General features: G+C 58.1%; 13 protein-coding genes. 4 read left to right on the forward strand and 9 right to left on the reverse strand.

Going from position 1 to position 15,156, the window contains the following annotated elements:
- Window positions 1–29: 29 nt before the first annotated feature.
- Window positions 30–1,550 (reverse strand): methyl-accepting chemotaxis protein, encoded by a 1,521-nt coding sequence (locus BM373_RS16355; protein WP_090463616.1) that lies wholly within the window; start codon window positions 1,548–1,550, stop codon window positions 30–32.
- A 419-nt stretch (window positions 1,551–1,969) separates the two neighbouring features.
- On the opposite strand from BM373_RS16355, the gene ygjG reads away from it, so the two are divergent.
- The gene (ygjG, locus tag BM373_RS16360; protein WP_177220161.1) at window positions 1,970–3,349 is read left to right on the forward strand and encodes a putrescine aminotransferase; all 1,380 of its coding nucleotides are present in this window, start codon (window positions 1,970–1,972) and stop codon (window positions 3,347–3,349) included.
- 246 nt (window positions 3,350–3,595) lie between these two features.
- Here the strand turns inward: ygjG and BM373_RS16370 are convergent, their stop codons facing one another.
- The 5 genes from BM373_RS16370 to BM373_RS16390 are packed head-to-tail and all read right to left on the reverse strand — an operon-like array spanning window position 3,596 to window position 9,138.
- A complete protein-coding gene (locus BM373_RS16370) occupies window positions 3,596–4,654 on the reverse strand; it encodes a glycoside hydrolase family 130 protein (protein ID WP_090463622.1) in 1,059 nt (352 codons plus the stop codon).
- The gene (locus BM373_RS16375; protein WP_090463625.1) at window positions 4,638–6,134 is read right to left on the reverse strand and encodes an alpha-amylase family glycosyl hydrolase; all 1,497 of its coding nucleotides are present in this window, start codon (window positions 6,132–6,134) and stop codon (window positions 4,638–4,640) included. The genes BM373_RS16370 and BM373_RS16375 overlap by 17 nt, the downstream gene beginning before the upstream one ends.
- A gap of 10 nt (window positions 6,135–6,144) precedes the next feature.
- On the reverse strand, window positions 6,145–6,972 hold the full coding sequence (locus tag BM373_RS16380; RefSeq protein WP_090463628.1) for a carbohydrate ABC transporter permease: 828 nt from the start codon (window positions 6,970–6,972) through the stop codon (window positions 6,145–6,147).
- Window positions 6,973–7,839 carry a carbohydrate ABC transporter permease gene (locus tag BM373_RS16385; RefSeq protein ID WP_090463631.1) on the reverse strand — a complete coding sequence of 289 codons (867 nt, stop codon included), beginning with the start codon at window positions 7,837–7,839 and terminating at the stop codon, window positions 6,973–6,975.
- Between the two features lie 9 nt (window positions 7,840–7,848).
- Window positions 7,849–9,138 (reverse strand): ABC transporter substrate-binding protein, encoded by a 1,290-nt coding sequence (locus BM373_RS16390; protein WP_090463634.1) that lies wholly within the window; start codon window positions 9,136–9,138, stop codon window positions 7,849–7,851.
- 184 nt (window positions 9,139–9,322) lie between these two features.
- Between BM373_RS16390 and BM373_RS16395 the strand changes: the two genes are divergently transcribed.
- The 3 genes from BM373_RS16395 to BM373_RS16405 are packed head-to-tail and all read left to right on the forward strand — an operon-like array spanning window position 9,323 to window position 12,836.
- Window positions 9,323–10,357 (forward strand): LacI family DNA-binding transcriptional regulator, encoded by a 1,035-nt coding sequence (locus tag BM373_RS16395; RefSeq protein WP_090463637.1) that lies wholly within the window; start codon window positions 9,323–9,325, stop codon window positions 10,355–10,357.
- 27 nt (window positions 10,358–10,384) lie between these two features.
- Window positions 10,385–11,758, forward strand: a complete 1,374-nt coding sequence (locus BM373_RS16400) for a phosphohexomutase domain-containing protein (protein ID WP_090463640.1) — start codon at window positions 10,385–10,387, stop codon at window positions 11,756–11,758.
- Between the two features lie 13 nt (window positions 11,759–11,771).
- Complete coding sequence (locus tag BM373_RS16405) at window positions 11,772–12,836, forward strand: ABC transporter ATP-binding protein (RefSeq protein WP_090463643.1); 1,065 nt, start codon at window positions 11,772–11,774, stop codon at window positions 12,834–12,836.
- Between the two features lie 129 nt (window positions 12,837–12,965).
- Here the strand turns inward: BM373_RS16405 and lsrG are convergent, their stop codons facing one another.
- From lsrG to lsrB, 3 genes are read right to left on the reverse strand one after another with little or no spacing between them, the layout of a single operon-like run.
- On the reverse strand, window positions 12,966–13,259 hold the full coding sequence (gene lsrG, locus BM373_RS16410) for a (4S)-4-hydroxy-5-phosphonooxypentane-2,3-dione isomerase (protein WP_090463645.1): 294 nt from the start codon (window positions 13,257–13,259) through the stop codon (window positions 12,966–12,968).
- The gene (lsrF, locus tag BM373_RS16415) at window positions 13,256–14,143 is read right to left on the reverse strand and encodes a 3-hydroxy-5-phosphonooxypentane-2,4-dione thiolase (protein WP_090463647.1); all 888 of its coding nucleotides are present in this window, start codon (window positions 14,141–14,143) and stop codon (window positions 13,256–13,258) included. Before lsrF ends, lsrG begins: the two co-directional genes overlap by 4 nt.
- An 11-nt stretch (window positions 14,144–14,154) precedes the next feature.
- Window positions 14,155–15,156 (reverse strand): autoinducer 2 ABC transporter substrate-binding protein LsrB, encoded by a 1,002-nt coding sequence (lsrB, locus tag BM373_RS16420; protein WP_090463650.1) that lies wholly within the window; start codon window positions 15,154–15,156, stop codon window positions 14,155–14,157.

The following is a 15,156-nucleotide window of genomic DNA, read 5'->3' on the forward strand; positions in this document are numbered from 1 at the left end:
GTCAGGGGTACGTCGTTAACAACGCATCATCAATGCAGAATAGTCACCGCATCTTCCAGGCGGCTGGCGCGCTGTCTGACCATCGCTGACACCTGCGCACTCTCTTCCACCAGCCCGGCATTTTTTTGCGTAATGGTATCCAGTTCCGCCACTGCCCGCGTCAGATCCGCCAGCCCTACCGCCTGTTCAGACGTGGAGTTGCTGATTTGCGCGATAAGCTGCGTCACGTTCTGCACCTGCATCACAATGTCATCCATCGTCTGCCCGGCGGCGTGAACCTGCTCCGATCCCGACTGCACTTTACTGGCGCTGGCATCGATCAGTTTGCGGATATCATTGGCGGCGTTGGCGCTGCGGCTGGCGAGATGACGCACTTCACCGGCCACCACCGCAAAACCTTTGCCCTGCTCGCCCGCCCGCGCCGCTTCCACCGCCGCATTGAGCGCCAGAATATTGGTCTGGAACGCGATGTCATTAATCAGCGTGGTGATCGAACCGATGCGCTGCGTGCTGCTGGCGATCTCATCCATGGTTTTAACCACCGTTTCCATCGCCCTGCCGCCGTGCGCTGCCGCGCCGCTGGCTTCAATAGAGAGCTTATCCGCCGCGGCCGCCGTCGCAGAGTTATTCTGTACCGACGCGGCCATCTGGCTCATCGTCGCAACGGTCTGCTGCACATTCACCACCGTCTGACGGGTGCGTTCGTTGAGATCGTCATTGCCTTTCGCCAGGGTTTCGCTGCCCATGCGCACGCGCGTGGCCTGGCTTGCGACATCATTTATCAGCCAGCGGCACATCAGCCCAAGCTGCCCGACGGCACGCAAAGCCAGCCCCAGTTCATCGCTGCGATTGAGATGCTCAACCGTAGTTTGCTCGCCGGTGGCCACTTTCAGCGCCTGCCGCGCCAGATTTTCAGCCGGGCGCACAATCTGATTCTCCAGACACACCGCGCCGATAAACATCATCACGGCGCTGACGGCCTGCACTGCCCAGCCCGCATGCATCACCGCGAAGCTGGCAGCGAGAAGCGCCCACAGCAGCGCCATCACGCCGCGCATCCGCCAGCGCAGCGGCATCGCCGGTAAACGTCCAGGCCAGCCTTTGCGCACCACCAGACCGCTGGCAATACGTCGCTTCGCTCGTCCTTCATTGAGGGCGTTATAGAGTGGCGTGACGGCAGCAATCTCTTCTGCCGTCGCTCGGGTGCGGATCGACATATAGCCTTCCACTTTACCATCGCGCACCATCGGCACCGCGTTAGCGCGCACCCAGTAGTGATCGCCATTTTTACGGCGGTTTTTAACGATGCCGCTCCACGGTTCGCCCTTTTTCAGCGTCGCCCACATGTCCGCAAACGCCGCTTTTGGCATATCCGGGTGGCGCACCAGATTGTGCGGCTGGCCGATCAGTTCATCCAGCGTATAGCCGCTCACCTGCACAAAGGTGTCATTGGCATGGGTGATGTAACTGTTGAGATCGGTGGTGGACATCAGGGTGGTGTCATCATCGAGTGAATACTCGTTCTGGCTGACCCAGGAATGTGCAGGCATATCGCGTCCCTTGCAGAGTTATTTAGTTGTTAAAAATTGCGGTGATTGTTATTTCGGCGCTAATTAATTTATCTTTAGTTGTTAAATTTGATTCAGATCGCAATTTGGCATAAAACCGCACTTTTCGTATGTTCGTAATTCATTGATTTCTAATAGTTCCTCTGTGTAACCACTCACTTTGTTATCGAATGCGCCTCAAAATCGGGCAAAAACTGCACCATCATGGCGCGCCTGCCCGCTCTTCTCTCCTGCTGATCTGCAGCCCAGAGGCGGCGCAGCGAGAGCGGGACGATTAAATTTTGCACAAATGGGATTCCACCTGGTGTTTATCCTGATTTTCGCGATCGGCTTCGATGTGGCGTATTCCCTGCAATACTTATTTCGTGTATCGCGTGATACGCCACTCCCAGGAGCATATTTTGAACAGGTTACCTTCCAGCGCATCGGCTCTTGCCTGTAGCGCACACGCACTGAATCTCATTGAAAAGACCACGCTTGATCATGAGGAGATGAAACAGCTAAACCGAGAGGTGATTGAATACTTTAAAGAACATGTGAACCCTGGATTTTTAGAGTACCGAAAATCTGTTACCGCTGGCGGGGATTACGGAGCCGTAGAATGGCAGGCGGGAAGTTTGAATACGCTTGTCGACACTCAGGGACAGGAGTTTTTAGATTGCCTGGGTGGTTTTGGGATTTTCAATGTGGGGCACCGTAATCCAGTAGTGGTTTCCGCCGTACAACATCAGCTCGCCAAACAACCTCTTCACAGCCAGGAACTTCTCGACCCGTTACGGGCGATGCTGGCGAAAACGCTGGCTGCACTCGCACCTGGCAAACTGAAATACAGCTTCTTTAGCAACAGTGGAACGGAATCGGTCGAGGCGGCGTTAAAACTCGCCAAAGCGTACCAGTCACCGCGCGGCAAATTCACCTTTGTGGCGACCAGCGGGGCATTCCACGGCAAGTCGCTCGGCGCGCTCTCGGCCACGGCGAAATCCACCTTCCGCAAACCCTTTATGCCACTGCTGCCGGGCTTCCGTCATGTGCCGTTTGGCGATATCAACGCCATGCGCACGATGCTGTCCGAATGCCATAAAACCGGCGACGACGTGGCTGCGGTGATCCTTGAGCCGATTCAGGGCGAAGGGGGCGTGATTCTGCCGCCTGCGGGTTATCTGCCTGCGGTGCGTCAGTTGTGCGATGAGTTTGGCGCGCTGTTGATCTTCGATGAAGTCCAGACCGGGATGGGGCGCACGGGCAAGATGTTTGCCTGCGAGCATGAAAACGTCCAGCCGGACATTCTCTGCCTCGCCAAAGCACTCGGCGGCGGCGTGATGCCGATTGGCGCGACCATCGCCACTCCGGAGGTCTTCTCGGTGCTGTTCGACAACCCGTTCCTGCACACCACGACGTTCGGCGGCAACCCGCTGGCCTGCGCTGCGGCGCTGGCGACCATTAACGTGCTGCTGGAAGAGAATCTGCCCGCTCAGGCGGAACAGAAAGGCGACATGCTGCTCGATGGTTTCCGTCTGCTGGCGCGTCAGTACCCGGATCTGGTGCAGGACGTACGCGGCAAAGGGATGCTGATGGCGATTGAGTTTGTGGATAACGAGATCGGCTACAGCTTTGCCAGCGAGATGTTCCGCCAGCACGTGCTGGTCGCCGGAACGCTGAACAACTCGAAGACGATCCGCATTGAACCCCCGCTGACGCTGAGTATTGAGCAGTGTGAGCAGGTGCTGAAAGCGGCAGGCGTCGCGCTGGCAGCGCTACGGGTGGATGTGGAAGAGGTGTGAGGGCAAGGGAGAAAACGACACCCTCACCCCGGCCCTCTCCCTCAGGGAGAGGGTGAAAGGCAAGTCCGCGCTCGGACGGTCCCAAGGGAGAGGGAGAGAGGCAAGTCCGCGCCCGGGCTGTCCCAAGGAAGAGGGAGGAAGGCAAGTCCGCGCTCGGGCGGTCCCAAAGGAGAGGGAGGAAGGCAAGTCCGCGCTCGGACGGTCCCCTCTCCCTGAGGGAGAGGGTTAGGGTGAGGGTGAAAGGCGTTACGCGACTCCCAAATGCTCCCACACCTGCGCCAGCGGCATTGTTGCCAGCGCCACCTTCTCATCCGCTGCGCCGTACCACACGTGCAGCGTCTCCTCGCGGATCAGCGCCCCGCAGGTAAACACCACGTTGCCGAAAAACCCTTCGCGTTCATACGGTGCGACCGGCTCCAGCAGCGGCACCGGGGATTTCGCCAGAATCACCGTCGGGTCGTTCAGATCCAGCAGCAGCGCGCCCAGGCAGTAGCGCTGATCCGCATCCACACCGTGATAAATCTCCAGCCAGCCGCGATCGGTTTTCAGCACCGGTGCGCCGCCACCCGATTTGCGGCAGTCCCACGCGTCGCCAGAACGCCCTAACAAATGACGATGGTTGCCCCAGTGCAGCATGTCCGGCGACTCGCAGATCCAGATTTCCGGATGACCGAAGTGGCACGGAGCCGGACGCGTCAGCGCCTGGTATTTGCCGCCCACTTTCTCCGGGAAGAAACAGACGTCGCGGTTATCCGGGCAGAGGATCAGCCCCTTTTTCTCCACCGTCACAAAATCACGCGTCGTGGCGAGCGCCGTGGAAATACCGAGCGAGGAAACCGCCGAATAATTGATGTACCAGAGATCGTCGATCCGCGTAATGCGCGCGTCCTCGCAGCCAAACTCTTCATACTGCGTGTCAGCGACGATAAACGGCTGGCGATCGATGCGGTAATTCACCCCGTCAGCGCTTCGCGCCAGCCGCAGGTGCGACATCGAGGTCAGCCAGACCTGCGCCGGATCGCTTTTTAACACGATGACGCGCGGATCGCTGAAGTCATAACGCTCGTCGCTGCGATCGAACGTTCGCGTCGTCACCGTCCATCCCTGCGAGCCTTTCGCCAGCAGCGGCACCACGATCTGCTGCGGATCGGCGTTGATCACGCTCTCCGCCACGCGCAGCAGCAGCACGATCTCGCCGTTATGCTCCGTGACGCCGGTGTTGAACACGCACTCCACCTTAAAGTTCGGCTGTGAAGGAACCACATCAGCCGGAACAATCAGCGGGTTTTTACTGTGCCTTTCCATGACAACTCCTTTTAATGAAAAACTGATTTTTACCGATCCACAGCGCGTCTTCGCCGTACAGCATCTCACCTTCGATGTGCTGCCACGGGTTGCGAACGGGCGCGCCAAAGTTAATTGCCACCCACACCTGCTCATCCGGCGTGGCGCGGCTAAACCAGAGGCAGGCGTCGGTCAATTCAAGCGTGGTGTAGTGCCCGTGACGCAGCGCCGGGGTGTCATTACGCAGGGCAATCAGTTGCCGGTAATCATCCCGCAATGACGCATCGCCCTCCTCCCAGGCGAGCGGCGCGCGGGACGCATCGCGGGAGTGTTCCAGCGCCACCGCCAGCGCCTGTTCTGCGGTCATGCCCGCCTCAAGCGCGGTCTGGTAATGGGTGCGGCCCTGCACATCGACGATCTGCTCAAGGCTCTGCGCGACAAAATCGGTCATGCCGAACTCTTCGCCCTGGAAGATAAACGGCACGCCGTGCGCGGTGAGTTGCAGCGCCAGCACCGCCCGGGCGCGATCCACATCGCGCGCACTCTCACCGAAGCGACTGATCATCCGGGGCATATCGTGGCTTGAGAAAAACAGCGTCGGCGGGCCGGGCTGCCGCTCGCGCATTGCCGTCAGTTCAGCAAACAGGCGCGAGGCGTCGAAAGTTTTCTGGCTGCCGAGGTTGAAGTTGAACACCACGTCCATCAGATCCGCTCCCTGGTAGCGGCGGATCACCTCCAGATCGTCGCTGCCGATCTCCCCAATCAGGAAAAACTCCCCGCGCTGGCGCACATAGCGGCACAGCCGTTGTAACGCCCGGATGATCCCTGGCTGATTGACGTCGTGCGCGTGGCGCTGCTCGCCGTTTTCCATCGGGTTGTCCGCCAGCACGCCGTCGGTGGTGAGGAAGTTAATGACGTCAAAGCGAAAGCCGTCCACGCCCTGGGCGATCCAGAAGTCGATCACCCGGTGAATTTCCCGCTCCACCTGCGGATTCGCCCAGTTCAGATCCACCTGCTGCGGGGCGAATTTATGGTAGTAAAACTCGCCGGTATCCGGCTCCGGCGTCCAGGCTGGGCCTGAGAAAAACGACTGCCAGTTATTCGGCTGGCGGGAAAAGATAAAGTAGTCGCGGTACGGGCTGGCGGGGTTATTCCACGCGTCCTGAAACCACGGATGTTCCGACGAGACGTGATTGACCACCAGATCGATAATCACCCGGATGCCGCGCGCATGGCAGCCCGCCACCACGCGGCGGAAGTCGCCCATATCGCCAAAGCGCGGATCAACGGCGCAGTAGTTGCTGATGTCATAGCCGTTATCCACCAGCGGCGACGGGTAGAACGGTGTGATCCACACCGCGCCCACGCCCAGCGCCGCCAGGTGATCGAGTCTGGTCAACAGCCCAGGGAAATCCCCGCGCCCGTCGCCGTTGCCATCGCAAAACGATGGCAGATAAATTTGATAGCAGACGCTCTCCTGCCACCAGGGAATCGGTTTCACATCAATCTCCTTATTTCAGCGATAACGACATGCCCTGCAGGAAATATTTCCTGAACAGCATAAACAGCACCAGCACCGGCAGCATCTGCACCACTGCGCCCGCCAGCACCGGGCCAAGATAGATCCCGTAGGATTTACTGAAGGTGGCGAGCAGCACCGAGAACGGCATTTTTGCGGCGTCGCGCATCACAATCAGCGGCCAGAGGAAGTTGTCCCAGGCGCTGGAAAAGGTGAACAGCGCGACAATCGCCAGGATCGCTTTATTCAGCGGCATCATCACATGACGCAGAATTCCCCACAGGCTGGCGTGATCGAGACGGGCGGCGTAGAGGTAATCATTCGGCGTGCCTTTGAAGCTCTGCGAGACCATAAAAATCCCCCATGCGCTCATCGCATACGGCAGGATCATTGCGCTGTAGCTGTTAATCAGCCCCAGTTCGCGCATCAGCACAAACTGCGGAATGATGAACATAAAGGCCGGGAACACCATCTGCACAATCAGCAGGTTTTTAAAGCCGTTTTTGCCGCGAAAATCGGTTTTCGCCACCGCATACCCCACCAGCATCGAGGTCACGGTGACGCAGGCGGTGATGGTCAGGGAAACGAACAGCGAGTTAAACAGGGTGCGTAAAAACGGCTTATCGGCGCGGTTGCTGTTATCAAACAGAAACTGATAATTGGCCCACGAAAAATCGCCGGAAAAGAGATCGGTGGTGTAAATCTGCGCCGTGGGTTTCAGCGAGGCGATGACCATCCAGATAAACGGATACAGCCAGGTCAGCGCCAGTAAAAACATCGCCGCATGAATAAGCAGACTCAGGGGAGTGTGTTTTTTCATTCAGACAATCTCTATATTTTTTTCGAACAGTTTGCGGAAAAGCCAAATCACCATAAAACTGCACGCCGCCACAATAATCGACATGGCCGCCGCCTGCGTGGGCTTCATTTTCTGGAACGCCATCTCATACATCACCACCATCGGGCTGGTGGTACTGTCGAGCGGGCCGCCGCCGGTAATCAGATACGGCTCAGTGAAAATACTGAATGCAACGGTGATCGCCAGCACCATCACCATAACAATTTGCGCATTCATCATCGGCAGGGTAATGGCGTAGCTCTGTTTAAAGCGCCCGGTTTTATCCAGCAGCGCCGCGCTGTAAATATCATTGGGGATCGCCTGCATCCCGGAATAAAGAATCAATCCGTAATAGCCGACAAATTTCCACGTCACAATCAAGGCGATAGAGAGCATGGCGCAGTCGGGATCGGTAAACCACGGCACCGACACGCCAAACGTCTCTTTCAGGAACAGATTCACCGGGCCATATTCACTGAACAGCTTTGAAAAGACGATGGAATAGGCCACGCCGGAGGAAATATTGGCGAGTAAAAAACTCAGGGCAATAAACGTTTTGCCGTATTTAATTCGCTTAAGCCCGGCGGCAAATAACAGCGAGGCGATAAAGACAATTGGCAAATAATAGAGCAGGAATCGCGCGACGTTGAGCATCGATGTCCAGAACAGCTTATCGTTTATGACGTTAATCATATTTTGCAGGCCGCTAAACGACGGCGAGCCAATAAACTGCCACTGGGTGACGCTTAATACCACCAGCCAGCCCAGCGGATAAAACCAGAACAGCAGCGAATAGCCTATCCATGAGGAGGCCAGAAGGCCTCCGGTGCGTGAATCATATCCGGCCATAGATCCCTCTTACTTTTGCAGCAGGCCGTTGATCTCTTGTGCGGACTGGTCGAGCGCTTTCGCCGGATCGTCCTGTTTGAAGATCACCTGCTCCAGCATCTGCGTCATGCTGCGCTGGATCTCCGTGGTCTGCGTGGTGGCGACCGGCGGCAGGGCGACATCCACATACGAGGCGATCTCTTTTTCCAGCGGATTTTTACTGAAGTAATCCACAAACAGCGGGTTGGTCAGCAGATCGGAACGTGCAGGCGGCATTCCGGTTAAGGTCAGCCAGGTCAGGTCGTGCTCCGCTTTGCTGTAAACCCACTGAATGAAGGCCCAGGCTTCCGCCTTGTGTTTACTGGTGCGGAACATCACCACGCCTTTACTGTCGCCAAAGGTGTGCGGGTGCGCGGTGCCTTTTTCGGTGAGCATCGGGCCGATTTTGATTTTTTGCAGCAATTCCGGCGATTCGGTGCGATAGCGGGCGATATCCCACGGTCCGCGTGCGGAACCCAGCACCTGCCCGGTTGCCAGCGGATCGTCTGCCGCCGTGAAATCGTAGCTGCTCCACTTATTGCTGAACACTTTGCCCATAAAGCTCAGCACTGCGTTGCCCGCGTCGTTATTAAACTGGGCTTTGTTATCGGCGATATAAGCCTGGCCGCCGCTTTGCGCGTAAAACAGCGGGATCAGATCAAACCAGCGCTCCCACCAGTTTTTGCCCGCCGTAAGCTGCATCACGTAGCCGTTGTTATCGGCGGCGCGGCGCTGTGCAAGGGTATAAATGTCGTCATAGGTGGTCGGCACCTGGTCAAAACCATATTGTTGCAGCAGGTCGCCGCGCCACCACCAGACAATCGGGTTCACGTACAGCGGCAGGACGTGCTGCTTACCCTTTAACGTCCAGGCGGGCATGATGGCGTCCATATGGCGGTTTTTCACCACGTCAGCAAAACCGGGCATGGCGGAGAGATCTTCAATCTGGTCGATCTCCGCCAGCTGGCTGGCGAAACCGATAAAGATATTGCTGGAGATATCAGGTTCCGTTCCCGACGCCAGCGCGTTCATGATCGCTTCTTCTGAGCTGCCCGCGACCGGGATCGCGGTGAATTCAACGGGGGTATGGGAAGGGTCCTTGTTCCACTCCTTTACCATTTCATTCCAGAACGCTTCTTCATTGACCGTGGGGGTGACCCACATTTTGATCGGGGTTTTCGCCCCGCTGCTCGCCGTTGGTTTCTCTTCCCCGTCGCAGCCGACAATACAGATACTGAGAAGCGCCGACGCCGTCCATTTCGCTACTGTTGTAAGGTTCACGATAACTCTCCCTGACTCTTGTTAAGAGGTGTCCCTGGGACTGTCCTGCTCATGTGAGCGAGGCGTAAACTAGCACCTGATTTTTATGTTTAACGTTAAACACTTCACATTTTGCTTTTTGTTTAACGTTAAACTTAGCAACCGTGATCGCGCCCACTCTGTGTGTAAAAACTAAGTTAATGAGATGAAAAATAACAAGAAAATTACCACCAAATCCCTTGCGCAAACGCTCGGGATCTCGCATACCACGGTATCGAACGCCTGGAACAACCCTGAGAAGCTTTCTGCCCGGTTGCGCGAGCGCATTTTGCGTTATGCCGACGAAGTGGGCTTCAAAGGGCCGGACACCCTCGCGCGGGCATTGCGCACCGGCAAATCCGATACCATCGGCGTGATCTTTAACGACTCCATGAGCTACGTGTTTATCGATCCGCACGACATCAACCTGATGCGCGGCATCGCCACCCGGTGCGAAAAACAGCACATCAATCTGGTGCTGATCCCGCTGCAACAGCGCCAGCACGCGGGCATCGCGCCGCTCACCACCCTGGTGGACGGCTATATCCTGAACGCCACGCACAATAACGACGCCATTATTTTGCAGACGCTGGCGCGGCGGCTGCCGGTGGTCACGCTGGATTTTCGCCTTCCCCAGTACAGCAGCGTCTCAATTGATAACGCCCGGGCGATGCAGGACATGACCCGCTATCTGCTCGGCAAAGGCCATCAGCACGTCGGGATCATCGCCTTCCCCGCCAGCACCGGTTCCCTCGGTATGCGCGATCTCAGCGCGCCAGTGACCGGGGATAATGCCCTGATGGTCACGCGCGTCAACGCCTGTCGCGACACCCTCCTCGCCCATCAGATTGCGCCGGAACAGTGCTGGCTGTATGAAACCCGCCACGACGAAGAACACGGCGCGGAAGCAGCACACGCCTTGCTGGCAGCGCACCCGGAAATTACCGCGCTGATTTGCCTGTCGGATCGCTTTGCTATGGGGGCCATGCAGCACTGCCAGCGGCGCAACATCGCCGTGCCGCAGCAGGTGGCGATCACCGGCTTTGACGATCTTGCCGTGGAATCAGGCGGCCCGGCGCTGACCACCATCGCCCAGGACGCGGTGAAAAAGGGTGAGATTGCGGTTGAGCTTCTGTTAAACAATGGGCCGGTGACCCATTACGAGCTGGAACACCGGCTGATTATTCGCGAATCAGCCTGAGGAAATTAACCCACAAGGAGCAGTTTTATGGATGAACTGACGTGTTTTAAAGCCTATGACATTCGGGGCGAAGTGGGCGTGACGCTGACGCCGGAGATTGTGTTTCGCATTGGTCGCGCATATGCCGCCTGGCTGCAACCGCGCCGGGTGGTGATTGGCGCAGATGTTCGAATAAGTTCTGATACGCTCAAAATGGCGCTGGCTGAAGGGCTGCGCGCGAGCGGCGTGGACGTGATTGATATCGGCATGTGCGGCACGGAGGAGATCTACTTCGCCACCCGCGAACTGGCGGCGGATGGCGGAATTGAAATCACCGCCAGCCACAATCCCGCCCAGGACAACGGCATGAAGCTGGTGCGTGAAGAGGCGCGCCCCATCAGCAACGATAACGGCCTGCTGGAGATTAAAGCCCTGGCGCAGCGCAACGACTTCCCGCCCGCTGCCCGCGTGGGTGACTATGTCGCGTTTGATCACCGCCCGGTGTGGGCCGCGCATCTGCTGCGCTATCTGACTCCCCGCGCGCTGCGCCCGCTGCGGGTGGTGGTCAATCCCGGCCACGGCACCGCAGGCCCGGCACTGGATGTGCTGGAAGCCGCACTGCGCGCCCGTGGCGTTAACGTGGAATTTATCCGCCTCTATCACCAGCCTGACGGACGCTTTCCCGCAGGCGTCCCGAACCCGATGCTCAAAGAAAACCGCAGCGCCACCCGTAACACGGTGCGCCTGAGAAACGCAGATTTTGGCGTGGCCTGGGACGGCGATTTCGACCGCTGTTTTTTCTTTGATGAGCACGGCGATTTTATCGAAAGCTATTATCTGGTCGGCCTGTTTGCGGAACACTTTATCCGCCAGTCGCCCGGCTGCACGGTGCTGCTCGATCCGCGTTTAACGTGGAACACGCAGGAAGTGGTGGCGAAATGCGGCGGACGGCCGGTGATCGGCAAAACCGGTCACGCCTTTATCAAAGCGCGGATGCGCGAGGAAGATGCGATTTACGGCGGCGAGATGAGCGGCCACCACTATTTCCGCGACTTCGGCTACTGCGACAGCGGCATGATCCCGTTCATCCTGATGCTGAGCATTCTCGGTCAATCCACGACCCCGCTTTCGCACTATATGGCGCAGGCACAGCAGCGCTTTCCTGTTTCCGGCGAGATCAATCTGACGGTGGCGTCACCGGAGAAGGTGATTGAGCGCATCGCCACCCACTATTCGCCCGCGTGCGTTGAGCGCGATTCGCTCGACGGGCTGAGCATGGCCTTTAGCGACTGGCGTTTTAACCTGCGCGCCTCCAACACCGAACCGCTGTTGCGGCTGAACGTGGAAACGCGCGGCAACCCGGAACGGCTGGCGGAAAAAACCGCCGAGCTACAGCAACTGATCGCCCACTATCAGGCATAAGAAAGGACGCCTCATGACTGCCCTGACCCTACGCCATATCCATAAAAAATATGAAAAATCGACCATCATTGAAAACCTGTCGCTCGATATCGCTTCCGGCGAATTTATTGTGCTGGTTGGTCCGTCCGGCTGCGGTAAATCGACGCTGCTGAAGATTATCGCCGGGCTGGAATCCCCCGACGGCGGCACGCTGCACATGGGTGAACAAGACGTCACCCAGCTTGCGGCGGGCAAACGTAATTTGTCGATGGTGTTTCAGTCCTACGCGCTCTATCCGCACATGACGGTGCGGGAGAATCTGGCGTTTGGCCTGAAGAACATCAAAACGCCTGCCGATGAAATTGACCGGCGGATTCAGGAAGCGGCGCGGATGCTGAAGCTCGACGAGATGCTCGACCGTCTGCCGCAAAACCTCTCCGGCGGGCAGCGTCAGCGCGTGGCGATTGGTCGCTCCATCGTCCAGCAGCCGGAGCTGTTTCTGTTTGACGAACCGCTCTCCAACCTCGACGCCGCGCTGCGCGTGGAGATGCGTCAGGAGATCCAGCAACTGCACAACACGCTGAATAACACCATGGTGTACGTCACCCACGATCAGGTCGAAGCCATGACCCTCGCGGATCGCATCGTGGTGCTTTACAAAGGCAAGATCGAGCAGGTTGGCACGCCGCTGGAGCTGTACAACACCCCGGCGAATCTGTTTGTCGCGGAGTTTATCGGCACGCCGAAGATCAACGTGTTTCCGGCGGTCTGGCACGACGGCGCGCTGCGCATTACTGACCGGGTGGCAATTCCACTCAGTCAGCCCCCGCAGGGTGTGAAGGAAGGCGATAAGCTGTTCGCCGCCCTGCGCCCGGAGCATGTGCAGTATGAAGGCGACGGCGGATTTACCTTCACCGCCCGCACAAAACTGTGCGAGTTACAGGGCGATTCCACGCTGGTGTGGCTGGATCTCGACGGCCTGCCGCTGTGCCTGAAATCCTTCCGCCAGTTGAGCTTTGCGCAAGGGACGGCGCTGAGTGTGTCGATCGCTGAAAGGGATTTGCATTTGTTTGATAGTCTGGGGAAAAGGATGGGGTAGTTTGCAGATCTCTCACCCTCACCCTAGCCCTCTCCCTGAGGGAGAGGGGACAGATCGAGCACGGATTTGCCCTTCCCCCTCTCCCTCAGGGAGAGGGCCGGGGTGAAGGTGAAAGCGCCCCCTCCAGAATCACTCCGGCAACAACCCCACAAAACACCGTTTCTTACGCGGCTCCGACATCAACTCATCCAGCTTTTCCACGCACGCCAGGTAGTGCGGGGTTTCTTTGTGCGCCAGCACCGCCGCTTCGTCCTTGTACGCCTCGTAAATATAAAACCGCGTCTTCACCTTTGGGTCCTGCAACACGTCGAAGCGCAGATTTCCCGGCTCCTTTATCGCCCCTTCGTGGTTGGCGCGGAACACGTCGAGAAACTCGTCCACCCTCTCAGGCTTAATGTTGATCTCCACCAGCGTCACGTTCATTGCTGCTCTCCCTGTTTTTCTTCCTGCCAGAACTGGTACGCCTCGCGGGCGCTCATATTCTCGTGCACCACTTTTTTCACCGCTTTCAGCATGGCGAGCGGCGCGCTGGACTGGAAGATATTGCGCCCCATGTCCACGCCGGATGCGCCCTGGTCAATCGCGCGGAAACACATCTCCAGCGCCTCCTGCTCCGGCAGCTTTTTACCCCCGGCGATAACAATCGGCACCGGGCAACTGGCGGTGACTTTCTCAAACCCCTCTTCGACGAAATAGGTCTTCACGAACTGCGCGCCCATCTCGGCGGCGATGCGGCTGGCGAGGGAGAAATAGCGCGCGTCGCGGGCCATCTCTTTACCCACGCCGGTCACCGCCAGCGTCGGAATACCGTAGCGATTCCCGGCGTCCACCAGCTTGATGATGTTATTGATCGACTGGTGCTCGTACTCGCTGCCGATGTACACCTGAGCGGCCACCGCGCAGGCGTTCAGGCGCAGCGCGTCTTCCATCGCCACCGCCACGCACTCGTTCGACAACTCAGTGAGGATCGAATTGCCCCCGGAGGCGCGCAGCACCACCGGCTTGTTGGTCGCGGGCGGCACCACGCTTCGCAGTATGCCGCGCGTGCACATCAGCACGTCGGTTTCACCGAACAGCGGCGCAATAGAGAGATCGATGCGCTCAAGCCCGGTAGTCGGCCCCTGAAAATAGCCGTGGTCAAACGCCAGCATCACCGTGCGGTTGCTGGCCGGGTTGAAAATACGCGCAAGCCGCGACTGCATCCCCCAGTCCAGCGCGCCGCAGCCCTTCAGCGCGAACAGCGCATTTTTCTGCGGCGTCTCCAGGCCAAAATTTTTGCCCTCTTTGATGTCATCTAAATCTGCCATTTTCTCCCCCGTCAGAAATCGTATTTGCCGATGTTCTCTTTGGTGAACACCACGCGCTCCGGCAGTAGCACGATGCCGTTGCCCTTCGCTTCATACTGATAACCCTGCACGCTGTTCGGCTCGACTTTCAGCGTACCGATATCTTTCACTTCCACGCTGTCGCCCACGTTGAGATCGCCTTTTTTCAGCAGATGATCGGCGACGTTCACCGAGATTTTCCCCTGCTGCACCACGTCCCACAGGCCGAAGGCTTTCACCGTGCCGCGCTCGACATACGGACGCATCACGTTAGGCGTACTGAAGCCGACAATCGCCACCCCTTCCCGCTTGAGGTTCTCCGCCGCCTGTGCCGCCGCAGGCAGCGCGTTAGCATCCGGGGCGATGATCGCATCCAGATCCGGGTACGCTTTTAAGATCCCCTCGGCGGTCTGCAACGATTTGGTGGCGTCGTTATAGCCAAACTGGGTGGTGACGATCTGCCACTGCGGATGATCTTTGGCGATCTTCGCTTTTGCCTCTTTCACCCACTGGTTCTGGTCGGTGACGGTCGGGCTGGAATAGAAAAAGGCGACTTTGGCGTTGGGCCTGGTCACCTGCTTTTGCGCCATCTCTACCAGCAGGCCACCAAGCTGTTCCGGCGTGCCCTGGTTGATGTAAATGCTGCGGCACTCGGGTTTGGTATCAGAATCCCAGGTCAGCACTTTTACCCCGCGCTGCATCGCCCGCTTGAGCGCCGGGCAGAGGCCGTCCGGCGACACCGCCGAAACAATAATCGCCTTGAAGCCCTGGTTGACGAAGTTGTTGATGAGCTGCACCTGGCCGGAAACGCTCGGCTCGGTCGGGCCGTCATAGGTGACGTCCACGCCCAGATCTTTGCCCGCCTCTTTCGCGCCGTTGCCGCCGCTGGTAAAGAAGCCGACGCCCACCAGTTTGGGAATAAACGCGATGCGATCGGCGGCCTGGGCCGAGGCGACGCTTAACGCCATAGCCAGCACTAACAGTTTTGTTTTCAT

This window comes from Enterobacter sp. kpr-6, from assembly GCF_900116015.1.
In the GTDB taxonomy this organism is placed as follows: Bacteria; Pseudomonadota; Gammaproteobacteria; order Enterobacterales; family Enterobacteriaceae; genus Enterobacter_D.